Source organism: Stakelama marina (assembly GCF_018122655.1).
GTDB lineage: Bacteria > Pseudomonadota > Alphaproteobacteria > Sphingomonadales > Sphingomonadaceae > Sphingomonas > Sphingomonas marina.
Window position 1 is genome coordinate 548,957 of sequence record NZ_JAGRQC010000001.1, and the last position, 25,571, is coordinate 574,527.

Here is a 25,571-nt window from a genome sequence, read left to right on the forward strand (position 1 = left end):
CATGCTCGACCGTATGCCGCCCGTTGTCGGCAGGATCGATTCGGAAGGCAAGCTGACCGAGGCGGATCAGCGGCTGGAGGAACTCAACCGTCGGGCAGGGGGCGCTATCGGCGAACCGCTTGCTGTACCCGAACTCGCCCGACTGGTTCGGCTGGCGATGCGCCTTGGCATCGCGCTGTCGCGGCAGGTCGTCGTTGGCGAGGACGAAGCGGAGCTCGAGCTATGGGCCAGTGTGGAGCCCGCCGATGGCGGGGTAACGCTGGAACTTGGCGGATGGACGGAAATTCGCGACTGGTCGTCGGTCGCGGCGGCCACGCGCGATGCCGATTTCGCCGCGATGGCGGGCGACTGGCATTGGGAAACGGATGCCTCGCTTCATATCACGCGGCTGACCGCGGGCGCGGGCAAGCCCGAGGGGTTCCAGCCCGAAGCGATGCTGGGCCATCCGCTGACCGATCTGTTCCGACTTTCGGACGATCCCGAACATGGCTTCCCGATCCTCGCGGCGGTGACGTCGGGCGAGGAATTTGCCGGGCAGCGCGCCGAAATCCGCGCGAACGGGCGGGCGGTTTACCTCTCGGCCGTTACGCGGACAGACGGCAGTGGTCGGTTCTCCGGACTGGTCGGCGCCGCCGAGCTGGTCGAGGATGCGGACAAGAAGGCTGCGCAGTCGAGCGAGGGTGCGGCATTCCCGGTCGATTTCGGACGCCGCCTCGACAAGGCGCTGCGCGATCCGCTGAGCCGGATCATCGCCAATGCCGACAGTATCCATGCCCAGACCGAAGGGCCGCTGCGTGACGATTACGCCAGCTACGCCGCGGATATCGCGAGCGCGGGCCGCCATCTGCTCGGCCTTGTCAGCGACCTCGAGGATCTTCAGCTTGTCGAGCGCGAGGATTTCGAGATTTCTCCCGAAGCGATCGACCTGGCCGATATCGCACGGCGCGCGGCGGGACTTCTCGGCGTGCGCGCGTCACAGGGCGACGTCCGGATCGATCGGCTCAGCGAGCGCGAAACGATGCCGGCAACGGGCGAATTTCGCCGTGCGCTGCAGGTGCTGGTCAATCTGATCGGCAACGCGGTGCGCTACTCGCCGAAGGGCGGAACGGTGTGGCTGCGCCTGGAACGCGAAGGCGACATGGCGTGCGTGATCGTGGCCGATCAGGGCAAGGGCATCGCGCCGGAAAACCATGAGCGCATTTTCGGAAAGTTCGAGCGGCTCGACCCCGGCGAGACGGAGGGCAGCGGGTTGGGCCTTTATATCTCGCGCCAGTTGGCTCGCGCGATGGGCGGCGACATTACCGTCGACAGCGCACCGGGCGAGGGCGCGCGTTTCATTCTGATGCTGCCGGCGCGCGACTGAGTCTTTCCGGTCAGCGCAGTTTTCTGGAAAGCGCCACGAGCGCGAAACCGCAAGCCCCGCACCCCATAGCGCCCAGACCGACCGATCGAGCCTGAAGCTGGATCGCGGCCACAGGATCAGCCCCAGCCCCTGTCCGATCCAGAGCAGCCCCATCGCGATCGCCAGCAGGCCGGCGATCAGGACGAGGCTGCGCAGGAGCGGCAATGTCAGCGCTTGTCGACGGGAACGTAATCGCGCTGCGTCGGGCCGGTATAGAGCTGGCGCGGACGGCCGATCTTCTGCGCGGGGTCGGAGATCATCTCGTTCCACTGCGCGACCCAGCCGACGGTACGCGCGAGCGCGAACAGCGCAGTGAACATCGAGGTCGGGAAACCGATCGCCGACAGGATTACGCCTGAATAGAAATCGACGTTCGGGAAGAGCTTCTTCTCGACGAAATAATCGTCGTTGAGTGCCATTTCCTCAAGCTGAAGCGCGACGTCGAACACGGGATCCTGGACGTTCATCGCCTTGAACACTTCGCGCACGGTCTGCTGCATCACCGTCGCGCGCGGATCGTAGTTCTTGTAGACGCGGTGCCCGAAGCCCATCAGGCGGAACGGATCGTCCTTGTTCTTGGCGCGTGCGATATATTCGGGGATGCGCTCGGGCGTGCCGATTTCGCGCAACATGTTGAGCGCGGCCTCGTTCGCGCCGCCATGCGCCGGGCCCCACAGGCAGGCGATGCCCGCCGCGATGCACGCGAACGGATTCGCGCCCGACGAACCGGCAAGCCGCACGGTCGAGGTCGAGGCGTTCTGTTCATGGTCGGCATGCAGGATGAAGATGCGGTCGAGCGCCTTTTCGACCACCGGATCGACCTCGTATTTCTCCGCCGGCACGCCGAAGGTCATGCGCAGGAAGTTGCCGGTATAGCTGAGGTCGTTGTCGGGATAGAGGAACGGCTGACCGATCGAATATTTATACGCCATGGCAGCCAGCGTCGGCATCTTCGCGATCAGGCGGTGGCTCGCCACCATCCGCTGGTGCGGATCGGTGATGTCGGTCGAGTCGTGGTAGAAGGCCGACATCGCGCCGACCGCGCCACACATGATCGCCATCGGATGCGCGTCGCGACGGAACCCGCGGAAGAAGGTCGCGAGCTGTTCGTGCACCATGGTGTGGCGCGTGATCGTCCAGATGAACTTGTCGAGTTCATCCTTCGACGGCAGCTCCTTGTTGAGGAGCAGATAGGCGACTTCCATGAAGCTCGACTGTTCGGCGAGCTGGCCGATGGGATAGCCGCGGTGCAGAAGGACGCCTTCGCCGCCGTCGATATAGGTCAGGCCCGATTCGCAGCTCGCGGTCGACGTGAAGCCGGGATCATAGGTGAAACGGCCCGTCTGCGCGTACAGCTTGCGGATATCGACGACATCCGGACCGACGCTGCCCGACAGGACGGGATATTCGCTGTCTTCCCCGGAAACCTGCAGCTTGGCGGTGTCGCTCATCGATGATCCTTTCTCTCTGTTCTTATCTTACGCGGCCGGACCGGCCATCTGGTCTGCGATACGAGCTAGGCTTTCTTCGCGTCCCAACAAGGTGAGCACGTCGAAAATCCCCGGCGAGGTCTTGCGCCCGGTCAGTGCTGCGCGGAGCGGTTGCGCCACCGCTCCCAGCTTCACGCCCTGCGTTTCGGCCACGTCGCGTACCGTGGATTCGAGCGTTTCCGCGTCCCAGCCGCCAAGCGCTTCGAGCGCGGCGTGCACATGGGTGAGAATCGCCCGCGCGTCGCCCTCTAGCAGAGCCGCTGCCCGTTCGTCCAATTCGAGCGGGCGGCTGCGGAAAAGGAAGGTAGCGCCGCCCGCCAGCTCGATCAGGTTGCTGGCGCGAACCTTGAGTACGGGAACCGCCTTTTCGAAAAGCGCCATCTGCATCTCGTCAGGCTGGAAACCAAGGAACGACCGGGCAAGTTCCGCGAGCCGGGCATCGTCGGCCTCTCGCATATAATGTCCGTTCAGGTTCTCGAGCTTCTTGAAATCGAACCGCGACGGCGATTTGCCGACGCCCGAAAGGTCGAAAAGCTCGACCGCCCGGTCGCGACTGATGATCTCCTCGTCGCCATGCCCCCAGCCGAGGCGCAGCAGATAGTTGGAGACCGCTTCGGGCAGATACCCCATCTCGTCGCGATAGGCATCGACGCCGAGTGCGCCGTGCCGCTTCGAAAGCTTGGCGCCGTCCGCGCCGTGAATCAGCGGAACATGCGCATAGACCGGCTCCGACCAGCCCATCGCGCGGATGATCGGCAGCTGGCGAAAGGCGTTGTTGAAATGGTCGTCGCCGCGGATGACGTGGGTGACGCCCATGTCGTTGTCGTCGACCACGACCGCGAGCATGTAGGTTGGCGTGCCATCGGCGCGCAGCAGGACGAAATCGTCGATCTCGGCATTGTTGACCGTGACGCTGCCCTGGACGCGGTCATCGATCGTCGTCGCGCCTTCCCTGGGGGCCTTCAGCCGGACGACGAAGGGCGCGCCTTCGGGTGCCTCGGCGGGGTCGCGGTCGCGCCAGCGCCCGTCATATCGGATGGGCTTGCCGGCGGCGCGCTGTTCCTCGCGAAGGGCGGCAAGTTCCTCGGGCGCGGCATAGCATTTATAGGCGTTGCCCGACGCGAGCAGCGCTTGCGCGACCTCGACATGGCGTTCCTGGCGAGCGAACTGGAAGACCGCGTCATCATCCCAGTCGAGGCCGAGCCAGCGCATTCCGTCGAGGATCGCCTCGATCGCCGGCTCGGTCGAGCGCTTGCGGTCGGTATCCTCGATACGCAGCAGGAACTTGCCACCGTGATGGCGGGCGAAGAGCCAGTTGAACAATGCCGTGCGGGCGCCCCCGATATGCAGAAACCCCGTCGGCGACGGGGCGAAGCGGGTGACGACGGTGCCGTTCGCCGGCGTGGCGGTATCAGGTGTTGCGCCCAAGCGCACTTGCTCCCAAGCTAGTTCACGAAGATGGCCAGTTCAGCCGCGCCTGCCCGTAGCACGGGGTTTCGGCCGCTTCAATTCGCGGGCGCATCGCGGCTGCGTGCTGTGCAGGAAAGCGTCGAACGCTGGCTCGAATCGGAACGCGACCAGCTTCCATTATGGCTTCCGGTGCTGTTGGGCGCGGGCGTCGCCGCCTGGTTCGCGCTGCCGGGTTCGTCGCGCTGGGGCGCGTTCATCCTGCTCGCCATCGGCGCTGCGATATTGGCGGCCGCACTTTCGCGTGGCGGACGATTGTCGCGAGCCGTCGCGCTGGGTGCTGTCGCCGCGGCGCTGGGGTGCGCGCTCATCTGGTGGCGAGCCGATCATGTCGCTGCCCCCGTATTGGCGCATGAGGGCGTCGCCGAATTCACCGCCCGCGTCGAATCAATCGAGCCGCTTCCCGCGCGCGACATCGTGCGGATGCGGCTGGCGGTGCGCGATGCACCGAACCTGCCGCCGGTGGTGCGTGTCAATCTGTCCGACAAGGATGTTCCGGAAGGACTGGGCAGGGGCGCCGTCATTCACCTGCGCGGCTGGATGATGCCGCCACCGCCGCCCGCGGTGCCCGGCGCCTATGATTTTCAGCGCGTCGCGTGGTTCCAGGGTATCGGCGCGACCGGTCGCGCTTTCAAACCGGTCGAGGTGCTGAAGCCGGGGGCGCCTATCGCAAGCGATTTTCGGCACCGGCTTTCGCATCATGTGCAGGCGAGCGTAGGCGGGAGCGCCGGTGCGATCGCGGCCACGCTGGCGACGGGCGACCGGGGCGCCATTCCCGATGCCGATGCGGAGGCGATGCGGCGTTCGGGGCTGGCGCATCTGCTCTCTATCAGCGGCCTTCACGTGACGGCCGTGGTCGGTGCCACGATGCTGATCGTCCTCCGGCTGCTCGCGCTTTTTCCCGGGCTTGCATTGCGCGTCAGGCTGCCCTTGGTGGCAGCAGGGGCGGGGGCGCTGGCTGCGGTCGCCTATACATTGTTGACGGGCGCGCAGGTGCCGACGGTGCGGTCCTGCGTCGCGGCGCTGCTCGTCCTCGCGGCGATCGCGATGGGGCGCGAGGCGATTACGCTTCGGCTGGTCGCGGTCGGCGCGACGATCGTTCTGCTGCTCTGGCCCGAAACGCTGGCCGGGCCGAGCTTTCAGCTGAGCTTCGCCGCGGTGACGGCGATCATCGCACTGCACGAACATCCGCGCGTTCGGAGATGGTTCGCGCGCCGCGACGAAGCGTGGTGGCGACGGATCGCGCGCGCTTTGCTGTCGCTGTTTCTGACCGGGCTGGTCGTCGAGATCGCGCTGATGCCGATCGCGCTGTATCATTTCCACAAGGCGGGGTTGTACGGCGCGCTGGCGAATATCGTCGCAATACCGCTGACCACGTTCGTCATCATGCCGTTCGAGGCGGTGGCGCTCGCGCTCGATACGGTCGGGCTGGGTGCGCCGTTCTGGTGGGCGGCGGGGAGTGCGCTGCGCGGATTGCTCGCGCTGGCGCATATGACTGCTTCGGCCCCTGGTGCGGTCGCCGCGCTGCCGGTCATGCCAGCCGCCGCCTTTGCCTCGATCGTGATCGGTGGACTGTGGATCGCATTGTGGCGAACAAACGCCCGGTGGCTGGGCATCGCGCCTGTCGCTCTGGGTCTCGGCTGGGCGCTCGCGACCCCACCGCCCGATCTGCTGGTCAGCGCGGACGGGACGCATATGGCGATCCGTACACCCGATGGCGGCATGGCGATCCTTCGCAACCGGTCGGGTGATTATATCCGCGACGCGTTCGGTGAAAATGGCGGCGTCGACGGCGAATTGGCCAATATCGACGAACAGCACTTCGCCAGGTGCAGCCATGACAGCTGCCTGATCAGCTATTCGGGTGGCAAGCGAAGCTGGCGTCTGCTCGCGACGCGGAGCGACTATCTGATTCCGCGGCCGGTGCTGGAGCCGGCGTGCCGGGCGGCCGATATCGTCGTCAGCGACCGGTGGTTGCCGCGATGGTGCCGCCCGCGCTGGCTGAAGCTCGATGCGCGCACGCTGGCGAACACCGGCGGCGTCACTGTCACGTTCGCCGACGCCGCAGTCCGCACGGCGCGTTCACCGGGCAGCCTGCATCCATGGCACGATCCGCCGACGGTCAGACTGTATGACGGGCGTCGAACGCGCGGCGCCCGACGTCAATAGCGGCGCAACAGGCCCGAAAGCTTGCCCTGTACGCGAACCTGATCTGGGCGGTAGCGCTGCGGATCATAGGACCGGTTCGCCGGGTCGAGCCGGATCATCGCGCCTTCGTGGCGGAAATATTTGAGCGTCGCTTCATTATCCTCGATCAGCGCTACGACAATCTCGCCGTCGCGCGCCACGTCGGTACGGCGGATCAGCGCATAGTCGCCGTCGAGAATACCCGCATCGACCATCGAATCGCCGGCAACTTCCAGCGCATAATGTTCACCCGACCCCAGCAGCGCCGCCGGAACGGGCAGGCTTTGCGCACCTTCGAGCGCTTCGATCGGAACGCCGGCTGCGATGCGACCATGCAGCGGAATTTCGACCACGTCATTGGCGGGCTCGGGAGTGGGACGAGGTTGTGCGGGCCGCTTGACCACCGCAGCAGCCGGACGATGTGCCGACGGGCGCTCGGGCAGCCGCAGCACTTCCAGCGCACGCGCGCGGTTGGGCAGGCGGCGCAGAAAACCGCGCTCCTCCAACGCCGAAATCAGCCGGTGGACACCGGATTTGGACTTGAGGTCGAGCGCTTCCTTCATTTCCTCGAACGAAGGCGAGATGCCGGTTTCGTTGAGCCGGTCCGAAATGAAGCAGATAAGCTCGTGCTGCTTGCGCGTGAGCATGGAAGTCCTCCGTTGGAACAGACGAGGAACTTCTAGGAAACGTCGCGGAACAAGTCAAGCGATGGGCAGGATTTCCACCGAGTCGCCTTTGTGTGCGGCCGGCGCGCCGGGTTCACGCAGAATAAGGCAGTTGGCGCGCGCGAGCGTGCGGAGCATCGAGCTGTCCTGTATCGACGCGGCATAGGCGGCGCCGTCGATCAGCGCGGCGCGAAGATAGTCCTTCCGTCCGCCATTCGCGGGAATGTCTTCGCCCAAGGGCGCCAAATATGTGCGCGGAACGGGCGCGCTCGCACCGCTCATCGCCGCAATAAGCGGGCGCAGGTAGAGCGTCGCGGTTACAAAGGCGGAAACGGGGTTGCCGGGCAAACCCATCACCGCCGTATCGCCCAGCTTGCCTGCCATCATCGGCTTGCCCGGTCTGAGTGCGATCCGCCAGAAATCGATTTCGGCGCCCGCGGCCTGTAGCGCCGGGCGAACAAGGTCGTGGTCGCCGACAGACGCGCCGCCGGTTGTCACGAGAATATCGGCATCGACCTGGCGAAACGCGCTTTCGAGCAATTCCTGACTATCGGGAAGGATGCCGAGATTGACGATTTTCACCGGCAGGTCGGCGATCAGCGCGCCGAGCATGGTTCCGTTCGATTCGGGGAGCTTGCCCGGCGCAGCCTCTCCCGGCGGGACGAGTTCGTCACCGGTCGCGGCGATGGCGACTCGAATCCTGCGACGCACCATGATCGTTCCGTGCCCGCCAACCGCCGCCAAGGCCACCCGGGCGGGGGTGAGGCGCTCGCCCGCCGCGATGAGTATTTCACCGTCGCTGAAGTCGAGTCCCTTGACCCGGACATTGCGCCCGCGGTGGCGCGGCCCTTCGCCCGTGAGCGTGACATTTTCGCCGTCGCGCTCGGTTTCCTCCTGCACCATCACCGTATCGGCGCCTTCGGGCAGCGCGGCGCCGGTGAAGATGCGTACCGCTTCGCCGCTGTCGATGCGTCCGGCGAACGGATGTCCGGCAGCGCTTTCACCCACCAGCCGCCATGGGCCGGGCAGGTCGGCATAACGGATCGCATAGCCGTCCATCGCCGAAAGATCGGCCTCTGGCTGGGTGCGCCGTGCGGCAATCGCTTCGGCGGCCCAGCGTCCCGCGGCCTCCGGCAGCGCGAGCGTTTCGGTGTCGATGGCAGGGGCTAGCGCGAGCAATCGGTCGAGTGCTTCGCCAACGGGCAACAACGGTTGCGTGGTCATGCCTCGCGCTGCCAGTCGCCCGATTTTCCGCCGCGTTTCGACAGCAGCCGAATATCGTTTATGACCATCGCCTTATCGAGCGCCTTTGCCATGTCATAGATGGTGAGGAGCGCCGTCGAAACGGCGGTCAGTGCTTCCATTTCGACCCCGGTCTTCCCGTCGGTCGTTGCAGTCGCGGTCGCCGTTACGCCAGCATCCTCGACTGTCAGGTCGATCTCGACGCGCGACAGCGGCAGCGGGTGGCACAGCGGAATCAGGTCGCTCGTCCGTTTCGATGCCATGATCCCGGCAACGCGCGCGACGGCGAGGACATCGCCCTTCTTTGCGGTGCCGTCGCGGATGGCGGCGGCGGCGTGCTGCGACATGCTGATATGACCGCGCGCGACCGCTTCGCGTGCGGTGACCTGCTTGCCGCCGACATCGACCATGCGCGCCGCGCCCCGATCGTCGAGATGCGTGAGTTCGCTCATCCGATCAGATCCCGCGTTGCGGCTTCCACATCGTTCTGGCGCATCAGTGCTTCACCGATCAGAAAGCAGCGCACGCCGTGTTCGGCCATCGCGTCGAGATCGGATCTTTTCGACAGGCCGCTTTCGGCGACGAAGGTGCAATCACCGGGCGCGTGGCCAACAAGTTCATAGGTTCGCTGAAAATCGACCGTGAAGTCCTTGAGATTACGATTGTTCACGCCGATCAGTCGGGATTTGAGGGCCAGCGCACGATCGAGTTCGTCGCGGTCATGGACTTCGACGAGTACGTCCATGTCCTGTTCCATCGCAGCCGCTTCGATTTCCGCCATCGCGCCGTCGTCCAGCGCGGCGACGATGATGAGGATTGCATCGGCCCCCATCGCGCGCGCTTCGGCCGTTTGCCAGGGGTCGATCATGAAATCCTTGCGCAGCACGGGAAGGTCGCAGGCTGCGCGTGCGGCGGCGAGATAATCGGCCGAACCCTGAAACCAGCGCTCGTCGGTCAGTACCGAGAGACAGGCCGCGCCCCCGGCGGCATAGGCGCGGGCATGGGCCGGAGGATCGAAATCGGCGCGGATCAGCCCCTTGGACGGGCTTGCCTTCTTGATCTCGGCGATCAGGCCGTAGCCGCTGCCGGCCTTGCTATCGAGTGCGGCGCGAAAACCGCGCGGAGCACTTTGCGCAGCGATTCTGGCATCGAGATCGGCGCGCGAGATCGTGCGCCGCCGCTCCGCGACCTCATCGTGCTTGGATTCCAATATGCGGTCGAGCATCGTGGTCATCGATAGGCGATCCAGCGGTCGAGAAGGTCGGATGCCGCGCCGCTATCGAGCGCTTCGGCGGCGCTTGCGGCACCCTCGCCGAGCGATGGCGAATGGCCTGCAACGACCAGCGCGGCGGCGGCATTCAGCAACACGGCGTCGCGATAGGCACCTTGTTCGCCCGAGAGCAGTGCGCGCAACGCGGCGGCATTCTCTTCGGAAGACCCGCCCCTGATCGCGGCAAGCGGGTGGTTGGGCAGGCCTGCGTCGGCAGGGGTGATCCGGTCGGGCAAGGAAACGCAGCCGATCGAAACCGCGATGCTGCCGCCCTCGCACGACAGTTCGTCAAGCCCTTCGTCGCCAGACACTACAAGCGCGCCTTCGCTGCCGAGTTGCGCCAGCGCCTCGGCATATACGGGCGCGTAATCGGGCCGGGCGATACCGATCAGCTGCCGCGTGACATGCGCGGGATTGGCCAGCGGCCCCATAAGGTTGAAGATCGTCCGCCGTCCGATGCGCTGGCGGATGGGGGTGATCCGCTTCATTGCCGGATGATGGTTGGCGGCGAACAGAAACGCGATGCCGAGATCGGCCAGAGACCGTTCGGCAAGCGCGCCTGCGCGCTCCATGTCGAGGCCGAGCGCCTCCAGCGTGTCCGCCGCCCCCGACTTGCTCGACGCGGCGCGGTTGCCATGCTTCGCAACGGGTACGCCACATGCCGCGACGACCAGCGAAACGGCGGTCGAGACGTTCAGCGTGTGATGCCCGTCGCCGCCGGTGCCGCACACGTCGATTGCGCCTTCGGGGGCCGAGATCGGGATCAGCCGGTCGCGAAGCGCGCGCGCAGCCTCGGCGATCTCGATGCTTGTTTCGCCGCGCTCGGACAGCGCGATCAGGAACGATGCGATCGCATCTTCGGAAACCTTCGCGTCGAGGATCGCTGCAAAGGCTTCGGCTGCGCTTTCGCGCGACAGCGGCGTCGATACGTCGGGGAGGGGCGCGATGGTGGTCATGCCGGTTCGCTCGCCGCGATACCCGCTTCGTTCAGGAAATTGGCGAGCAGCGCATGGCCATGTTCGGTGGCGATGCTTTCGGGGTGAAACTGGACGCCGTGAATTGGCAGCGATTCGTGGCGAAAGCCCATCACCGAAGCATCGTCGGCGGTCGCGTTGATCTTCAGGCTTTGCGGTGCATCCTCGACGATCAGCGAGTGATAGCGCGTTGCGGTGAAGGGCGAAGGGAGTCCTTTGAAGACGCCCGTGCCGTCATGTTCGACCGGGCAGGTCTTGCCGTGCATCAATCCGCCGCGAACGACCTTTCCGCCGAAATGCTGGCCGATCGCCTGGTGACCCAGACATACGCCGAGGAGCGGTTTGCGGGCCTCCGCACAGGCCGCGACCAGATCGAGCGAGATGCCCGCTTCGTTCGGGGTGCAGGGGCCGGGCGAAATCAGAAAGGCGCGCGCGCCTGTCGCCAGCGCCTCGGCCGCCGTCATCGCGTCGTTGCGCACCACCTCCACCTCGGCGCCGAGCTCCATCAGATAATGGACGAGGTTCCAGGTGAAGCTGTCATAATTGTCGATGACCAGGATCATGCCACCGCCATAACGCCGCACAGCATCAGCGCAACCGGATAGCGTGGTGGCGGAGTACGCAACATCCCGTACATCTTCGGCGTTGCTATTGTACGCATGGCCGGTGATGGCCAGTTTGAACGTAGCGCCGCTCGGGCGTCAGGAGGTTGGTTCATGTTCGTGTTGCTCCCCATTGCCCTTGCCGCCGCGGCCGTCGCGCCGCCGATGCAGGACGGCGAAACGTCGCAACCGCCGCAGCGGGTGCGCAGCGTCGTTCTCTATGGCGACGAGAAATGCCCCAAGGCGGAAGGGGACGAGATCGTCGTGTGCGCTCACGCCGGGGAGTCTCCCTATCGTATCCCGAAGGAATTCCGCCGTTCTCCGCCCGATGTGGCGCATCAGGCGTGGACGCGCCGCGCTGAAATGGTCGAGGACGTCAATCGTGCCGGGTTGCCCGATAGCTGTTCCCCGATCGGCACCGGCGGTCAGACCGGCTGCACTGCCGAGATGATCCGCCGCGCGGCGGAAGCGAAAAAGGAACAGCAGCGCCAAAGCAACGTGCCGAAATAACGCGGTCGCTCGCGCTCGCGTTTAATTCCCGAAGCCCGGTTCGTCCGCCTGTGCCAGTGCCTCGCGCGCGGCGGCGAGCAGGGCGCCGGCCTTCGCTTCGCATTCGCGCTGTTCATAGGCCGGCTCGCTGTCGGCGACGATCCCGGCGCCGGCCTGAACGTGCATCATGCCGTCCTTGACCACCGCGGTGCGCAGGACGATGCACGAATCGAGCGACCCGTCGGGTGAGAAATAGCCGACGCCGCCAGCATAGGCGCCGCGCTTTTCAGCCTCCAGTTCGGCGATGATCTCGCATGCGCGCACCTTGGGCGCACCGCTGACCGTGCCTGCCGGAAAGCCGGCGAACAGGGCATCGAGCGCATCGCGGTCGGGGCGCAGATCGCCGACCACGTTGGAGACGATGTGCATCACATGGCTGTAGAATTCGACCATGTAGCTGTCGGTCACGCGCACGCTTCCGGCGGTCGCGACGCGTCCGGTATCGTTGCGGCCCAGGTCGAGAAGCATCAGGTGCTCCGCGCGTTCCTTTGGATCGGCGAGCAGGCTCTGCCGGTTCGCCTCGTCCTCCGCGGCGGTCCGGCCGCGCGGCCGGGTGCCCGCGATCGGACGGATCGTCACCTCTCCATCGCGGACGCGCACCAGTATCTCCGGGCTCGACCCCGTCAGCGCGAAGCCGGGAAGGTCGAGATGGTAGAGAAAGGGCGAGGGATTGACGCGTCTGAGCGCACGGTAAAGCTCGAAGGGCGGCAGCGTGAAGGGCGCGGTGAAGCGCTGCGCAAGCACCACCTGAAAGATGTCGCCGGCAGCGATATATTCCTTTGCCCGCGCCACCATGTCGGCATAGCGGCCCGGCGCGAGCGTGGGGGTAAGCGCGATTTCCTCGCTGTCGGCGCGTGGACCGGCGGGAACGGGCGTGTTCGCCAGTCGGGCAGCGGTCGCGTCGATACGCTCGATGGCGGATTCGACCAGCGCGTCGGGCGAAACTCCCTCGGCCGGCCAGACGGGCGACACGATGAAGAGCGCATCGGCCAGCCGGTCGAATACCAGCAACACCGTGGGGCGCACGAACATCATGTCGGGCAGGTCGAGCGGGTCCGCTTCGGGCTGTGGCAGCTTTTCGACCAGACCAATCGTCTCGTATCCGAAATAGCCGACCAGACAGGCAAGCGCGCGGGGCAGCGCCTCTGGAACGTCCATTCTGCACCGCGCGACCAGCGCACGCAGCGCATCCAGCGTCGGTTCCTCGCACGGCTCGAAGGCTTCCCGGTTGGACTGCCAGCGCGGATTGATCGCGGCGCGGTTGCCATTGGCGCGGAAAACGAGGTCGGGCGCGAGACCGATCAGGCTGTGTCGCCCGCGCACCGATCCGCCCTCGACCGATTCCAGTAGGAAGTCGCCGCGGCCGGGTTCGATCAGCTTCAGCGCGGCGGCAACAGGCGTTTCGGTGTCGGCGATCTGACGACGCCAGAGCAAAGCGGGGCGCCCGTCGCCGAGCGCCCCGCGCGCCTGTTCGACTCCCTGTATCATCGCGATCAGGGTGCGGCCGGTGCGCCGCCACCGAGATCGGTCTGGACCTTGGCGATAGCGCTGGGATTCTTCTTCACGCCCAACTTGCCGCGGATCGCGTCGATGAACTGCTGCGCATATTCGTCGCCGAGAACACCCGAAAGGCCGCTCCGCGTTGCCTTCAACAGCGCATCATTGCCCTTGGCATCGCCCTTGTCGATCTTGTCGAGATAGACGACGAACCAGCCCGATTCATTGGGCGCTTCGAGCAGTTTCGCCTGCTTTTCCTTCATCGAGAAGATCAGCGCCACCGGCGGCGGAACCTGCTGGCGGTTCTGCGCGAGCTGGCCGCGCGTGATGTCGACCTTCTGCGGCGGCGGCATCGGGGTTTTGAGACCCTGCAGCGCCTTGTCGAAATCGGTGCCCTTGTTGATCTCCTGCACCGCCTTGTTGGCAAGGGCGCGCGCCTTCTTGCTCGCCTGATCCTTCATATAGTCGGCGAGTACCCGGTCGTGGATCGCCTTCAGGGGCTTGGCAGCGGCCGGCACGACCTTGCCGAGCGCGACCACCGCGAAGGTGCCGTCGTCGCCAAGCTGGACCAGCTGCGGCGCGTCACCCTGCTGGGCGGCGAACCCGGCCTGAAAGACCTTGGACAGTTCGGGGGCGGGCTTCTGGTCGGGATGTTCGGGGTCGATCCCGCTTTCGAGTACGGGCTGGGTCTGCTTGGCGTCGAGCTTGTTGTCGGAAACCAGCTCGGAAAAGGTCGAACCGTCGGTGATGCCGTTGTCGAGCTTGTCCTGCAGATTGTTGATAAGCTCGACCTTCTTCTGCTTGGTCAGCTCCTGGCGGATCTCCGGGGTTGCTTCGGCAAGCGTCTTTCCGGCGACCTGGCGGACGTCGGTGACCTTTGCCACGACATAGCCGAGCGGCGATTGCACGGGGCCCACAACGTCGCCTTGCTTGGCCGCGAATGCCGCGTTCGCGAGATCCTGCGAGGACTGACCAGCCAGATCGTCCTTCGTCACGTTGGAAATCGTGGTTGCTTCCAGGCCCACAGCCTGCGCCGCCGCCTTGACCGAGGTGCCGCTCTTTACCTTTTGCGCGATCTTGTCGGCGTCGGCCTTGTCCGCGACAACGACCTGGTCGATCGAGCGCTCTTCCCTGGCGGCGAAGCGCGTTCCCGCCGCCTTATAGGCTTGCGCGATCTCGGCCTCGCTCGGCTGCGCCTTTTGATCGAAATCGCTCGGCGAGATGACCGCATAGCGAATGACGCGGCGCTCGGGGATCGTATAGGTGCCGATCTCGCGCTTGTAATAGGCGGCGAGTTGTTTGTCGGAGGGCTTGGCACCTGGATCGACCGCGGCTGTGGGAACCACGCCGATCAATCCGTGGCGGTTCTCCAGCAACAGCGAGGCATAGGGCAGGGCAAAAGCCTGCGGGACCTTGGTCGCTTCACCGGCGGGGGCGACGAGCCACCGCGCGAGCATGCTCTGGCGGATGCTCTGCCGCAGCGCGTCGGCCGTCAGTCCCTGCGCCTTCAGCACCTGATCGAATTGCGTCTGGCTGAACTTTCCATCGGGGCCCTGAAAGACCGGAATGCTCGCGATCTGGCCGTCGATCGCGCGCTTGCTGACGTGCATGCCGGTTTCCTGGGCGAACTGCTCCAGCGCGATGCCGTTGATGATACGGTTGAGCGTCTGGTCGACACCGCCCTGCTGGACGAAATCGGCCATGGTGATGTCGGGCTGCCGCTGGCGCGCTTCGTCGACGGCATTCTGCATCCGGTCGCGGAGTTCGTTCTCACTGATCCCGGTATCGCCGACTTCCGCCACGCTGGTACCGCTGACGCCGCCATTGTGGAACGAACTGATATCGCCAGCAGCGAAAGCGAGCGCGATGACGACGAGGATAATCAGCGCGACGATCTTGCCGATGGTGGAACTGACGAGACGCCGAAGCAGATTGAGCATGAAGGGCCTTTGGCAATCGAAATGGGAATTGCGCGACGCTTTAGGCTGCCGCGCCGCGCGCTTCAAGCTTGTGCAACCCGTTCGCGCTGGTAGTGCGAGGAAAAACACCACAACGGCAGGGGAAGAACATGACGCGTCGCAAGCTGGTTGCCGGCAACTGGAAGATGCATGGGCTGCGTGCGCAGCTTGGCGAGATCGAGGCGATTGCCGCGGCTGCCTCGCGCAACACCGGCGTCGATGTCGCGCTGTGCGTGCCGTTTACGTTGATCGAGCGGGCAGTCGCGGTGGCGGGGGAACTGCCGATCGGGGCCGAAGACGTTCACGCTGAAAAGAGCGGCGCCCATACCGGCTGCGTCTCGGCGGAAATGGTGCGCGAAACGGGCGCGACGCTGACGATTGTCGGCCATTCCGAGCGCCGCGCCGACCAGCATGAAACGAGCCACGACGCATGGGCGAAGGCCGCAGCCGCGCACGAGGCCGGGCTGCGGGTGATCCTGTGTGTCGGCGAGACGGAGGCCGAGCGCGATGCCGGACGCGCCGAACGTGTCGTGCAGGCGCAGATCGAGAAATCGGTGCCCGAAGGCGCAGCGGCAAGCTGGTTCACGCTCGCCTACGAACCGCGCTGGGCGATCGGTACGGGACGCACGCCGACCCCCGATGAGATCGAATCGATGCATTCGATTGCGCGTGCCAAGCTGAGCCGGATGGTCGGTGAGGAAGCCGCGGGTATCGGCATTCTCTATGGCGGGTCGGTGACCGGCAAGAACGCCGAAAGCATCCTGTCGCTCGAGGATGTCGACGGCGCACTGGTCGGCGGGGCCAGTCTGACCGCCGAGAAGTTCGTGCCGATCATCGAGGCGGCGGCCAAGGTATCGCGGTGACCTATTCGGCATCCTGTCGCTGCGGTGCACTTCGCATGACCTGCGAAGGTGAACCGATCCGCGTGTCGGTTTGCCATTGCGGTGCTTGCAAGCGGCGCACCGGCGGCGCGTTCGCAGCGCAGGCGCGGTTCGAGCGCGGGGCAGTGACGGTGTCCGGAGAAACGCGGACGTTCGAACGAGCCGCACAGTCCGGAAACTGGATCCGTGACTATTTCTGTCCCGAATGCGGCGGCACTGCGTTTTACGTAACGCAGCAGGAGCCAGAGGTGTGCGCCTTTCCGATCGGTGTTTTCGATGCCCCCGAAAAACTGCCGACGCCGCTCTATTCGGTGTATGAAGAGCGCAAGCTGGATTGGGTCGCGGTCGTTGGCGAGGGCATCGAACACTTCGATTGAGGCGGTCCCTTACCCGTCATATCGATCCTTGAGCATCCGGTAGGCGGCGCGCAGGGCATAGGCTTCGCCACCCTTGGGACGGCCGGGCTTGGCGCTCGGCCGCCATCCGAACACGTCGAGATGCGCCCATGGGGTGCCTTCCGGCACGAAGCGGCGCAGGAACAATGCGGCGGTGACGGCGCCGGCAAAGCCGCCCTCTGGAGCATTCACCAGATCGGCAATGTCCGATTTTAGCATCTCGTCATACGCATCCCATAGCGGCATCCGCCAGATGGGGTCGCTCTCCGCATCGGCCGCCGCCTGGAACTGGCTCGCCAGATCTTCGTCGCGGATGAAGGTCGCGGGCAGATCGGGACCGAGCGCGACTCGGGCGGCGCCGGTAAGCGTCGCGAAATCGACGATCAGCTCGGGATTGCTCTCGCCCGCCTTGGCGAGCGCATCGCCGAGGATCAGCCGACCCTCTGCATCGGTGTTGGTATTTTCCACGGTCAGGCCCTTGCGGGTGCGCAGGACGTCGCCGGGGCGGAAAGCATTGCCCGAAACCGAATTTTCAACGGCGGGAACGAGGAGGTGAAGCCGAACCGGCAACCGCGCGGCCATTACCAGACCGGCCAGCGCGATGGCGTGCGCGGAGCCGCCCATGTCCTTCTTCATCAGCTTCATGCCGGCGGCGGGCTTGATGTCGAGGCCACCTGAATCGAAGCACACGCCCTTGCCGACAATGGCGATGCGCGGATCGCCATCGCGACCCCATTCGAGCTCGATCAGCCTTGGTTCGCGGCCCTCTCCGGCGGCCTGTCCGACGGCATGGATCATCGGATAGTCGCGTTCTAGCTCGCGGCCCTGGATTACACCAACCGTCGCACCGTGCGTTTCGCCGAGGTCCTTGATCGCAGCTTCAAGCTGCGCCGGGCCAAGGTCGCCCGCGGGCGTGTTGATGAGGTCGCGGACCTTCGCCGTCGCTTCCGCCAGCCGCACCGTTTCTTCGATCCGCGCCGGCTCGCCGGTCAGAAGCACGCGCTCGCCGCCGCCATTGTCGTCCTTATAGCGGGTGAAGCGGTATTGCGCGGTCAACCATCCGAACATCGCCGGGCCGGGTTCGCCTTCGGCCAGCCGATAGGTACCCTCGGGCAGCGTTTCGCCGAGCTTTGCCAGGCACCAGGGCGACAGCGCGTCGACGTTCGCCACAACCGAGACGACCGACCAGTCTTCCGCGCCGTCGCCCGGCAGGATCGCGCTGGCATAGCCGGTCGGCGTCAGTTTCTGCGCCGCGACGGCGGTACGGTGACGCTGCGGCTGCGCCTTGAGCCAGTCGTCGAAGGTCGACTTGTCGACGAGGTGGATGGTGCGGGCGGATTGGCCGTTATCGGCCTTCAGAAGCTTGGCGTAATCGGTCATGCCGGTTGATGTAGGGCGGAAGCGGCGCGGCGCAAAGCGAATGCTTCACATTGGCCTGCGCGCCGACGCCGTCGGGATCAGCCGCCCGGCATCACGATATATTGCTCGAATTTTCCGTCCTTGCCCTGTTCGGCATAGGTGACGAGGAGCAGTTTCCGGTCGGGATAGGTGATCCGGTAGTTGCGATTGACGAAGCCGCCACGCAGGCGCGGCCCGCCGATCGGTTCGAAACTTTCGGGCTTGCCGAGCGGGCCTAGGCTGTCGGCATAGTCCTTCACCGCTTGCGGCGTGAAATAATAGGCCGCGTCCTCGGTCAGCAGCGATCGGTCGGGCTCGCCCTGTTGTAGCTCGGCGTAGAATTTGCGGGCGAGATCGGTGCGCGCATCCTCGACCGTCTGATCCTGCGCGGGCGGTAGCAGCAAGTTGGCGATGCCGTGGGTGATCTGCCCCGTCGCCCGGCCGAAATCGGCGTTGACGAGCGCGACGACCGCGAACTTTTCCGCCGGGATGACGACATTGTCGCTGAGGAAGCCAACCGCTTCGCCGCCATGGCTGACGACCTTGTCGCCGTCGCGTTGCGAGATCGAGACGCCGAGGCCGTAGCCGGTGGGCGATCCGTCGGCGAGGCGGATATTGGTTTCCTGTTCCTCCCAGTCGCTGGCGGGCATGATCTTGCGGTCGATGCGGGCAATGTCCCAGCGGGCGAGGTCGCTTGCCGTCATCGCCAGTTCACCGGCCGCCCACAGCCAGCCGGCCGCGGCGGGCTTTTCGGGGCGCACCGGGCCGAGCGCATAGCGATGATAGCCGGTGGGAAAGCCCTTGCCCTGCGCAAGATCCTGATTGATCGGGTCCATGCCGAGCGGCTGGAAGAAGTGTTCGCGCAGGAACGGCAGCAGCTTTTCGCCCGACACCTTTTCCACGATCATGCCGGCAACGACATAGCCGGTGTTCGAATATTGCCACTTGGTGCCGGGTTTGAAATCGAGCGGCTTCTTCGCCCAGCGATCGACGATCTGCTGCGGCGTGACCGGATTTTCCATCAGCGCGAAGCTGTAATCCTGCGGCCAGTAATCCTGCAGGCCTGATGTGTGGCTCAGCAGATTACGGATCGTCATCGTGTCCGATCCGGTTATTTCGGGGAAGTATTTGGCGACCTTGTCGTCGAGGCTGAGCTTGCCCTGATCCTCCAGCAGCAGGATCGCCGCGGCGGTGAACTGCTTTGAGATCGAGGCGATCTGGTACCGGGCATCGGGCGTGGTCTTCGCGACATTCGGCCCCTGATCGCCATAGGCCTTGGCATAGACAATCTTGCCGTCGCGCACGATCGCGATCGAGGCCGACGGCACCTGCGACGATTTGAGTGCGTCGGTAACGATGGTGTCGACCTTCGCGCTCTGATCGGCGGTCAGTGCTTGCGCGAGGGCGGGCAAGGGCGCGGCGAGCAGCATCGCGGCCAAGCCGATCCGCGCGGCCCGGCGCGGTGAAAGTTTGCGAAGTAAGCGGTACGTCCCCCCCGGATCACCCTCCCGGTCAAAAGTGCGGGTCGGGCGGGCGGAGGTGGCTGAGATAGTCATGGACGGCGTTGTGGCAAAACGTGAGCAGGTAGGACAGGGAATTTTTGGCGACGAGGGTTGTTCACGCTGAAAGCGACGCCGACGTTTGCCGTTCGGTGGACCCTGAAACGAGTTCAGAGTGACGGAGATTGTGTTGGGGGGCTGGGTTATCGCATTCGTCATTCCGGACTTGATCCGGCATCCATGGGCGGACATTCGCCGAAGCGAAGGGATCGGATGTTGCGCCATGGACCCCGGATCAAGTCCGGGGTGACGAGTGACGGTGCGCTTTAGACGATCCGATCGGCCTGGCCGACCGGCACGCCGTACAGATCGTGCTCGTCGGCGTCCTCGATTTCGATCGCCACGATGTCGCCCTGCGACAGGTGGCCGGCGTCGCGGAGGAAGACTTCGCCGTCGATCTCCGGTGCGTCGGCGGTCGAGCGGCCGGTGGCGCCGCCTTCCTCGTCGACCGCGTCGAGGATCACGTCGAGCGTGCGGCCGACCTTCGCCTGCAGCTTCGCCGCAGAGATGGCAGCGGTCTTTTCCATCAGGCGGGCGTAGCGTTCCTCCTTCACCTCCTCGGGCACGGCACCGGGAAGGTCGTTGGCGGCTGCGCCTTCGACGGGTTCGAAGCGGAACGCGCCGACACGGTCGAGCTGCGCTTCGTCGAGCCAGTCCATCAGATATTCGAAATCGTCCGCCGTCTCGCCGGGAAAGCCGACGACGAAGGTCGAACGGATCGCGATGTCGGGGCAGATCTCGCGCCAGCCCTTGATGCGCTCCAGGACCTTCGCCTCGTTGGCGGGGCGGCGCATCGCCTTCAGCACCGATCGGCTGGCATGCTGGAACGGGATGTCGAGATAGGGGAGGACCAGCCCCTCGGCCATTAGCGGGATGACGCTGTCGACATGGGGGTAGGGATAGACATAGTGGAGCCGCACCCACGGAGCGATGCGGCCAAGTTCGCGTGCCAGATCGGTCATGTGGGGGACGACCTCGCGGTCCTTCCACATGCGCGGTTCCTTGCGGATGTCGATGCCGTAGGCGCTGGTGTCCTGGCTGATGACCAGCAGTTCCTTCGTGCCCGCGGCAACCAGTTTTTCGGCCTCGCGAAGGATCGCGTCGGGGCGGCGGCTGACGAGGTCGCCGCGCAGGCTGGGGATGATGCAGAAGGAGCAGCGATGGTTGCAGCCTTCCGAAATCTTCAGATAGCTGTAATGGCGCGGTGTGAGCTTCAGCCCGCTTTCGGGGACGAGGTTCAGATAGGCGCTGGGCGGCATCGGCGCGGCGGTGTGGACGGCGCCGACCACCTCTTCATACTGATGCGCGCCGGTGACGGCGAGGACGTCAGGGAAGCGGGTACGGATCGTCTCGGCTTCCTTGCCCATGCAGCCGGTGACGATGACGCGGCCATTTTCCGCGATTGCCTCTCCGATCGCTTCGAGGCTTTCCTCCTTGGCGCTGTCGAGAAAGCCGCAGGTGTTGACGAGGACGACGTCCGCGCCGGAATAGTCGCCCGACAGCTGATAGCCGTCGGAACGCAGCTTGGTGAGGATGCGCTCGCTATCGACCAGATTCTTGGGACAGCCGAGCGACACCATGCCCACCTTGGGCGGTTCAGGAAGTTTGGTTGCCATGATTGCCGCGCGACATAGCGATTTTTGCGGCAATTGCCAGTGGCGACGCGCGGGCGGCGCTGCACATCGCGCTAGCCGAGCCGCGCCTCGACCGCGTCGTGAAAGGTACGGATGCCGGTTTCGAGCTGGCCGAGCGTAATGCGGTCGAGCGCGCCGGACATCAGCCCCTGCTGGCAAAGCGCGGCGGCGCGGAAATCCTCGCTGGCGAACACGCCGCCATCGAGCAGCGACCAGCTGCGTTCCCAGTGGTCGCGCGCCTTGTCGGTGGCGGGTGGTTCGGGAATCAGCATGAAATCCTCGACCAGAACGCGCGATTCGCTCTGCGGCATCAGCGTCATCAGGTTCATGTAATCGGGGCTGACGATCAGCACGGTTCCGGGAAACATCTGATAGGTGAAGGTGATCGCGGAACGCAGCACTTGCCAGTCGCTCGACGACAGCGCGTCGTCTTCGGCGGCGCGGCCGACGGCGGAGCGTTGGTGCGGGCCGATCGTGTCGGCGGTCGAAACGCCGTCCTTGAAGAACTTGCCGATCGTCTGCGCGTGGAGGCGAGCGACGTGATAGCTTTCCAGAAACGCATCCATGATGAGTTTCCAGTTGGCGGCGACATCGTGCGTGCGCCTGCGGAAGCAATATTGGCCCGACAGGTCGAACGCCGCGAAATCCTCGCCCAGCGCTTCGGCCTCGGCGAAATCGGCCTGTTCGTCGAAGCTGAACCAGATGAGGCCGCCTGCCTCGCAGGTCGGAAGCCGCTTCAGGCCGAATTGGGATTTGTCGAGGCCGGGAAAGGTTTCGGGGCGCGGGACGCCCGTCAACGATCCGTCGAGCTTGTAGGTCCATGCGTGATAGGGGCAGACGAGGCGCGGCGACTTCACCGCATCGCAGCCCTCGACAAGGCGCGTGCCACGGTGGCGACAGACGTTCAGGAAGACATGCGCCCGTCCGTCGCCGTCGCGGGCGATGAGGAGCGGCTTGCCGAAACCGTCATGCGGCACGGCCATGTTGTTGTCGGGAAGCAGCGCGGACGGCGCGATGACGAGCGGTACCTTTCCGAAGATACGCTGCTGTTCGAGCGCGTGGCGCGAAGGATCGGTATAGACCGAGGCATCGACATGGCTGGTGCCGCCATGCGCACGTGACCCGCCCTCGGCGAGCTGCTTCGCCAAAGCGAGTTGTCCGCGGGTGGGCGTGAGCGCGTTCATGGCTGTTCCTCTCCACCTTTTCCGCTAGTGTCGCGCCAAATCAGTTCGGGGAGCAAGTGGTAAATGCGTGAATCGAGCGCCGGCGGCGGAAGCTGGATCGACGGGGTGAAGCCGTATTTCGAAAAGGCGCCGCTTGCGGCGCTTGCGCTCGGTATCTCGTCCGGCTTTCCCTTCGCGATGATCGCGGCGACGCTGACGACGCGGCTCGCGCAGGCGAATATCGAGAAATCGACGGTGACGGCGTTCAGCCTCGCCTTTCTGGTGTATTCGTTCAAATGGCTGTGGGCGTGGATTGTCGACGGCGTGCATATTCCGCTGCTCGGGCGGCTGGGCCAGCGCGTGTCGTGGCTGTTGGTTACCGGTGTCCTGGTGATGCTGGCGGTCGCCAATCTGGCGATCCAGCAGCCGACCAAGGATATAGAGGCGACGGCGATCGCGGCGATCCTCGTCGCATTTGCCAGCGCGACCTTCGACATCGTCATCGACGCCTATCGCATCGAAATCCTCGAGCCGCGCCAGCTCGGCGTCGGGTCGGGCATGTCGCAATATGGCTGGCGGATCGGATCGGCGGGCGCAGGCGCGATCGCGCTGGTCATGGCAGCGCGCTATGGCTGGGAAGCAGCGTATCTCGCCTGCGCGCTGCTCGCGCTTCCGGCGATGCTGACCGGGCTGCTGCTCGGCGAGCCGCAGCGGCACCGCGACCCCATAGAGCGCAAAGGCGTGCAGGCGATGCTGCACACCGTATGGGACCCGATCGCGCAGTTCTTCTCACGCGAGGGCGCGGTGATCGTTCTGATCTTCATTCTCGTCCACAAGATTGGCGATACGCTCGCGAATCTGACCTTCCGGCTGCTGTTCGACGATCTGGGGTTCAGCAATGACGAGATCGCGTTCTTCGATGTCGGGCTGGGTTTCTGGGCGTATCTGATCGGGATTTTCGTCGGCGGCATTCTCTATGCACGGATGGGCATGAAACGATCGGTGCTGCTCGCGCTGATCCTGATGGCAATTTCTAATCTGAGCTTCGCCGGCCTTGCCGCGATGGGGCATTCGAACTGGGGCATGGGCGGCGCGATCGGGTTCGAGAATTTCGCGAGCGGCTTCGGCGGTGTCGTCGTCGTCGCCTATTTCTCCGCGCTTTGCGACTTGCGCTTTACCGCATTCCAATATGCGCTGATCTCGGCGGGAGCGGCGATCGTCGGGCGGTTCATCACCGGCACGACGGCGGGCGCGCTGATCGAGTGGATGGGGTATGTCGATTTCTACCTGCTCACCACCGTCGTCGCGCTGCCCGGCGTGATCCTGTACGCCTGGATGATGAAGAGCGGGCTGGTCGATCGGTCGATCGGCAGCGCGGGAACGCAGGGCGAGGGCGACGCGCGGGCAGCGGAGGCCGCCGAATAGCGTTAAAGCGGCCGTCCCGCGTCGGCGAAGGCGTCGGCGACGAACTGCACCGTCATGAACAGGCCGGGCGTCGTGCGGCAACCGGTCAGGTCGGCGAGCAGCATTTCGGCGGCGGGCGCATTGTCGGTGGCGCGCTGGAGGATCGTGACCAGCGCCTCTTCATCGGCGGTCATGCGGCAGCAGCAGCGCGGCGCGATTCTGATCGGGCGCGAGGACGTTTGCGACAGTTCGAACACCAGCGTGCGCAGCGCCGTGAGCGGCCGCCGATAGCGCTGGCCGAAGGTCAGGAACAGTGCGTGCTGCGCATGCGCGTCGTGGAGACCGTTGGCGCCCATCTGCCGGACCGCGAACAGCGCCAGGCGCGCCATGCGCGAATCGGGCTGGCGGTGCGGCAGCATGGTGGTGAGCGCATCGAGCGGCTGGGGGCTGTTCGTCGTCATGTTGCGCAGCCTCTCCAATCCTCTATTGCAAGTCAATAGCAATAAGGGATCAGTCGGGATGCTCGTCATTTTCGCGGAGGACCTGGCCCGCCAGATAGAGCGAACCGAGGATGCACACGAGCGGCTGCGACTCGCCGGTGGCCGCGATGTGATCGATGGCCGACACGACATCGGGTGCGGTCGCGGTGGCGCGAATGCCAAGGCTTTCGGCCAGCGCGGTCAGGCTATCGGGAGCGTGATGGTCGTGGCCGGGAACGGGGACGGCGGTCAGCGACTCGGCCAACGTCATGAAGGGCGAGAGCAGTCCGCGAGCGTCCTTGTTCGACAGCATGCCGAGAACGAGGTGGACGCGGCGACCCGCTGCGCGTTCGGCTAGCGCCTGGCTGACGGCGGCGGCCGCTGCCCGGTTATGTCCGCCATCGAGCCATACGCTGCTTCCGGCGGGCAGGCGACGGGTGAGTGGGCCGGGGGCAAGACGCTGCATGCGCGCCGGCCAATCCGCGCGGGTCGCAGCTTCCTTGAGCGCGTAGTCGCTCACCGCGAGCTGCGTCTGAGCGCGGAGCATGACGAGCGCGAGCGCGAGGTTTGCGCCCTGATGGACGCCGGCCAGTCGCGGTGCGGGAACCGAAATCTCTCCGTGTGGGGCGGTCACGACCACCTGTTCGTCGGTGCGGTCGAAGTGCCAGTCGGTGCCCCCCGCAGCGAGCATCGCCTGCTTCGCGTCCGCGATCTCCCGAACCGCGGCGGCGATGTCGGCGGGATAGGGGAGCGTGACGAGCGGCGCACGGGCTTTGGCGATGCCTGCCTTTTCCTTCGCGATTCCCGTCAGCGAACTGCCAAGAAACGCTTCATGGTCGATGCCGAGCTGCGCGATGCCGCAGGCTGCTGGATGTTCGATGACGTTGGTCGCATCGAGCCGACCCCCGAGCCCGACCTCGATGATGCAGGCATCGGCCGGTACGCGCGAAAAGGCGAGGAATGCGGCGGCGGTGGTGACTTCGAAAAAGCTCGCGCCAATGTCTCCGCCGCGGTCGAGCACTTCGGCGAGCAGGGCGGCGAGCGCCGCGTCTTCGATCAGCTTTCCGGCAAGGCGTATGCGTTCGTTGAACCGAACAAGATGCGGGCTGGTGAAGACGTGAACCTGCCTGCCATCCGCTTCGAGTGCGGCGCGCAGAAAGGCGCAGGTCGACCCCTTTCCGTTGGTCCCCGCGACATGGAATATGGGCGGCAGATTACGGTGCGGATTGCCCAGCCGGTCGAGCAGCCGGGTGATGCGGTCGAGCCCGAGTATGTCGGCGCCGGGACCACGTGCCCACAGCCGGTCGAGTTGTTGCTGGACCGCTGCATCGGTCGAAACGGCGTGGTCGGGCATC

Annotated in this window: 22 protein-coding genes; 6 read left to right on the forward strand and 16 right to left on the reverse strand. The window is 65.3% G+C overall.

Going from position 1 to position 25,571, the window contains the following annotated elements; translation table 11 throughout:
• Position 1: 1 nt before the first annotated feature.
• The gene (locus tag J7S20_RS02570) at positions 2 to 1,363 is read left to right on the forward strand and encodes a sensor histidine kinase (protein WP_284052665.1); all 1,362 of its coding nucleotides are present in this window, start codon (positions 2 to 4) and stop codon (positions 1,361 to 1,363) included.
• Between the two features lie 206 nt (positions 1,364 to 1,569).
• Here J7S20_RS02570 and J7S20_RS02575 read toward each other — a convergent pair whose 3' ends face one another.
• Entirely contained in the window at positions 1,570 to 2,853 is a 1,284-nt protein-coding gene (locus tag J7S20_RS02575; protein ID WP_284052666.1) for a citrate synthase, read from the reverse strand.
• A gap of 27 nt (positions 2,854 to 2,880) precedes the next feature.
• Positions 2,881 to 4,320, reverse strand: a complete 1,440-nt coding sequence (gene gltX / locus J7S20_RS02580) for a glutamate--tRNA ligase (protein ID WP_284052667.1) — start codon at positions 4,318 to 4,320, stop codon at positions 2,881 to 2,883.
• A 108-nt stretch (positions 4,321 to 4,428) separates the two neighbouring features.
• On the opposite strand from gltX, the gene J7S20_RS02585 reads away from it, so the two are divergent.
• On the forward strand, positions 4,429 to 6,528 hold the full coding sequence (locus J7S20_RS02585) for a ComEC/Rec2 family competence protein (RefSeq protein WP_284052668.1): 2,100 nt from the start codon (positions 4,429 to 4,431) through the stop codon (positions 6,526 to 6,528).
• Here the strand turns inward: J7S20_RS02585 and lexA are convergent.
• Genes lexA through J7S20_RS02615 form a run of 6 tightly spaced genes read right to left on the reverse strand, consistent with a single transcriptional unit; the run spans position 6,522 to position 11,260 of the window.
• Complete coding sequence (lexA, locus tag J7S20_RS02590; RefSeq protein WP_284052669.1) at positions 6,522 to 7,193, reverse strand: transcriptional repressor LexA; 672 nt, start codon at positions 7,191 to 7,193, stop codon at positions 6,522 to 6,524. The two genes, J7S20_RS02585 and lexA, sit on opposite strands and share 7 nt — an antisense overlap.
• A 54-nt stretch (positions 7,194 to 7,247) precedes the next feature.
• Positions 7,248 to 8,435 carry a molybdopterin molybdotransferase MoeA gene (locus tag J7S20_RS02595; protein WP_284052670.1) on the reverse strand — a complete coding sequence of 396 codons (1,188 nt, stop codon included), beginning with the start codon at positions 8,433 to 8,435 and terminating at the stop codon, positions 7,248 to 7,250.
• Positions 8,432 to 8,905, reverse strand: coding sequence for a cyclic pyranopterin monophosphate synthase MoaC (gene moaC / locus J7S20_RS02600; RefSeq protein WP_284052671.1), 474 nt, complete (start codon positions 8,903 to 8,905; stop codon positions 8,432 to 8,434). Before moaC ends, J7S20_RS02595 begins: the two co-directional genes overlap by 4 nt.
• Positions 8,902 to 9,687 carry an indole-3-glycerol phosphate synthase TrpC gene (trpC, locus tag J7S20_RS02605; protein WP_284052672.1) on the reverse strand — a complete coding sequence of 262 codons (786 nt, stop codon included), beginning with the start codon at positions 9,685 to 9,687 and terminating at the stop codon, positions 8,902 to 8,904. Before trpC ends, moaC begins: the two co-directional genes overlap by 4 nt.
• A complete protein-coding gene (gene trpD, locus J7S20_RS02610; protein WP_284052673.1) occupies positions 9,684 to 10,679 on the reverse strand; it encodes an anthranilate phosphoribosyltransferase in 996 nt (331 codons plus the stop codon). Before trpD ends, trpC begins: the two co-directional genes overlap by 4 nt.
• A complete protein-coding gene (locus tag J7S20_RS02615) occupies positions 10,676 to 11,260 on the reverse strand; it encodes an anthranilate synthase component II (RefSeq protein ID WP_284052674.1) in 585 nt (194 codons plus the stop codon). Before J7S20_RS02615 ends, trpD begins: the two co-directional genes overlap by 4 nt.
• A gap of 153 nt (positions 11,261 to 11,413) precedes the next feature.
• Here J7S20_RS02615 and J7S20_RS02620 point away from each other — a divergent pair, with 153 nt between their 5' ends.
• The gene (locus J7S20_RS02620) at positions 11,414 to 11,809 is read left to right on the forward strand and encodes a hypothetical protein (protein WP_284052675.1); all 396 of its coding nucleotides are present in this window, start codon (positions 11,414 to 11,416) and stop codon (positions 11,807 to 11,809) included.
• Between the two features lie 21 nt (positions 11,810 to 11,830).
• Here the strand turns inward: J7S20_RS02620 and trpE are convergent, their stop codons facing one another.
• Both trpE and J7S20_RS02630 read right to left on the reverse strand, forming a co-directional pair.
• Complete coding sequence (gene trpE / locus J7S20_RS02625; RefSeq protein ID WP_284052676.1) at positions 11,831 to 13,336, reverse strand: anthranilate synthase component I; 1,506 nt, start codon at positions 13,334 to 13,336, stop codon at positions 11,831 to 11,833.
• A gap of 5 nt (positions 13,337 to 13,341) precedes the next feature.
• On the reverse strand, positions 13,342 to 15,285 hold the full coding sequence (locus J7S20_RS02630) for a peptidylprolyl isomerase (protein WP_284052677.1): 1,944 nt from the start codon (positions 15,283 to 15,285) through the stop codon (positions 13,342 to 13,344).
• A 128-nt stretch (positions 15,286 to 15,413) separates the two neighbouring features.
• Here J7S20_RS02630 and tpiA point away from each other — a divergent pair, with 128 nt between their 5' ends.
• The gene (gene tpiA / locus J7S20_RS02635) at positions 15,414 to 16,166 is read left to right on the forward strand and encodes a triose-phosphate isomerase (RefSeq protein ID WP_284052678.1); all 753 of its coding nucleotides are present in this window, start codon (positions 15,414 to 15,416) and stop codon (positions 16,164 to 16,166) included.
• Positions 16,163 to 16,561, forward strand: a complete 399-nt coding sequence (locus J7S20_RS02640) for a GFA family protein (protein WP_488578130.1) — start codon at positions 16,163 to 16,165, stop codon at positions 16,559 to 16,561. Before tpiA ends, J7S20_RS02640 begins: the two co-directional genes overlap by 4 nt.
• A gap of 9 nt (positions 16,562 to 16,570) precedes the next feature.
• Here J7S20_RS02640 and J7S20_RS02645 read toward each other — a convergent pair whose 3' ends face one another.
• The 4 genes from J7S20_RS02645 to J7S20_RS02660 form a co-directional block, all read right to left on the reverse strand.
• The gene (locus J7S20_RS02645; RefSeq protein ID WP_284052680.1) at positions 16,571 to 17,959 is read right to left on the reverse strand and encodes a leucyl aminopeptidase family protein; all 1,389 of its coding nucleotides are present in this window, start codon (positions 17,957 to 17,959) and stop codon (positions 16,571 to 16,573) included.
• Positions 17,960 to 18,036: 77 nt separating this feature from the next.
• Complete coding sequence (locus tag J7S20_RS02650; RefSeq protein WP_284053381.1) at positions 18,037 to 19,407, reverse strand: serine hydrolase domain-containing protein; 1,371 nt, start codon at positions 19,405 to 19,407, stop codon at positions 18,037 to 18,039.
• Positions 19,408 to 19,802: 395 nt separating this feature from the next.
• Positions 19,803 to 21,152, reverse strand: a complete 1,350-nt coding sequence (gene rimO / locus J7S20_RS02655) for a 30S ribosomal protein S12 methylthiotransferase RimO (RefSeq protein WP_284052681.1) — start codon at positions 21,150 to 21,152, stop codon at positions 19,803 to 19,805.
• Positions 21,153 to 21,223: 71 nt separating this feature from the next.
• The gene (locus tag J7S20_RS02660; protein ID WP_284052682.1) at positions 21,224 to 22,354 is read right to left on the reverse strand and encodes an aromatic ring-hydroxylating oxygenase subunit alpha; all 1,131 of its coding nucleotides are present in this window, start codon (positions 22,352 to 22,354) and stop codon (positions 21,224 to 21,226) included.
• A gap of 63 nt (positions 22,355 to 22,417) precedes the next feature.
• Here J7S20_RS02660 and J7S20_RS02665 point away from each other — a divergent pair, with 63 nt between their 5' ends.
• Positions 22,418 to 23,758: an AmpG family muropeptide MFS transporter gene (locus J7S20_RS02665; RefSeq protein ID WP_284052683.1), complete on the forward strand. Its 1,341-nt coding sequence runs from the start codon at positions 22,418 to 22,420 to the stop codon at positions 23,756 to 23,758.
• A gap of 2 nt (positions 23,759 to 23,760) precedes the next feature.
• On the opposite strand, the gene J7S20_RS02670 is transcribed toward J7S20_RS02665, so the two are convergent.
• The gene (locus tag J7S20_RS02670) at positions 23,761 to 24,198 is read right to left on the reverse strand and encodes a DUF6628 family protein (RefSeq protein ID WP_284052684.1); all 438 of its coding nucleotides are present in this window, start codon (positions 24,196 to 24,198) and stop codon (positions 23,761 to 23,763) included.
• Between the two features lie 49 nt (positions 24,199 to 24,247).
• The gene (locus J7S20_RS02675; RefSeq protein WP_284052685.1) at positions 24,248 to 25,570 is read right to left on the reverse strand and encodes a bifunctional folylpolyglutamate synthase/dihydrofolate synthase; all 1,323 of its coding nucleotides are present in this window, start codon (positions 25,568 to 25,570) and stop codon (positions 24,248 to 24,250) included.
• Position 25,571 lies beyond the last annotated feature (1 nt).

What these genes read in the sequence shown, in the direction of transcription:
- J7S20_RS02570 (WP_284052665.1), top strand. Translation starts at nt 2, where the DNA reads ATGCTCGACCGTATGCCGCCCGTTGTCGGCAGGATCGATTCGGAAGGC.
- J7S20_RS02575 (WP_284052666.1), bottom strand. Translation starts at nt 2,853, where the DNA reads ATGAGCGACACCGCCAAGCTGCAGGTTTCCGGGGAAGACAGCGAATAT.
- lexA (WP_284052669.1), bottom strand. Translation starts at nt 7,193, where the DNA reads ATGCTCACGCGCAAGCAGCACGAGCTTATCTGCTTCATTTCGGACCGG.
- J7S20_RS02595 (WP_284052670.1), bottom strand. Translation starts at nt 8,435, where the DNA reads ATGACCACGCAACCGTTGTTGCCCGTTGGCGAAGCACTCGACCGATTG.
- moaC (WP_284052671.1), bottom strand. Translation starts at nt 8,905, where the DNA reads ATGAGCGAACTCACGCATCTCGACGATCGGGGCGCGGCGCGCATGGTC.
- trpC (WP_284052672.1), bottom strand. Translation starts at nt 9,687, where the DNA reads ATGACCACGATGCTCGACCGCATATTGGAATCCAAGCACGATGAGGTC.
- trpD (WP_284052673.1), bottom strand. Translation starts at nt 10,679, where the DNA reads ATGACCACCATCGCGCCCCTCCCCGACGTATCGACGCCGCTGTCGCGC.
- J7S20_RS02615 (WP_284052674.1), bottom strand. Translation starts at nt 11,260, where the DNA reads ATGATCCTGGTCATCGACAATTATGACAGCTTCACCTGGAACCTCGTC.
- J7S20_RS02620 (WP_284052675.1), top strand. Translation starts at nt 11,414, where the DNA reads ATGTTCGTGTTGCTCCCCATTGCCCTTGCCGCCGCGGCCGTCGCGCCG.
- trpE (WP_284052676.1), bottom strand. Translation starts at nt 13,336, where the DNA reads ATGATACAGGGAGTCGAACAGGCGCGCGGGGCGCTCGGCGACGGGCGC.
- J7S20_RS02630 (WP_284052677.1), bottom strand. Translation starts at nt 15,285, where the DNA reads ATGCTCAATCTGCTTCGGCGTCTCGTCAGTTCCACCATCGGCAAGATC.
- tpiA (WP_284052678.1), top strand. Translation starts at nt 15,414, where the DNA reads ATGACGCGTCGCAAGCTGGTTGCCGGCAACTGGAAGATGCATGGGCTG.
- J7S20_RS02645 (WP_284052680.1), bottom strand. Translation starts at nt 17,959, where the DNA reads ATGACCGATTACGCCAAGCTTCTGAAGGCCGATAACGGCCAATCCGCC.
- J7S20_RS02650 (WP_284053381.1), bottom strand. Translation starts at nt 19,407, where the DNA reads ATGCTGCTCGCCGCGCCCTTGCCCGCCCTCGCGCAAGCACTGACCGCC.
- rimO (WP_284052681.1), bottom strand. Translation starts at nt 21,152, where the DNA reads ATGGCAACCAAACTTCCTGAACCGCCCAAGGTGGGCATGGTGTCGCTC.
- J7S20_RS02660 (WP_284052682.1), bottom strand. Translation starts at nt 22,354, where the DNA reads ATGAACGCGCTCACGCCCACCCGCGGACAACTCGCTTTGGCGAAGCAG.
- J7S20_RS02665 (WP_284052683.1), top strand. Translation starts at nt 22,418, where the DNA reads ATGCGTGAATCGAGCGCCGGCGGCGGAAGCTGGATCGACGGGGTGAAG.
- J7S20_RS02670 (WP_284052684.1), bottom strand. Translation starts at nt 24,198, where the DNA reads ATGACGACGAACAGCCCCCAGCCGCTCGATGCGCTCACCACCATGCTG.
- J7S20_RS02675 (WP_284052685.1), bottom strand. Translation starts at nt 25,570, where the DNA reads ATGCCCGACCACGCCGTTTCGACCGATGCAGCGGTCCAGCAACAACTC.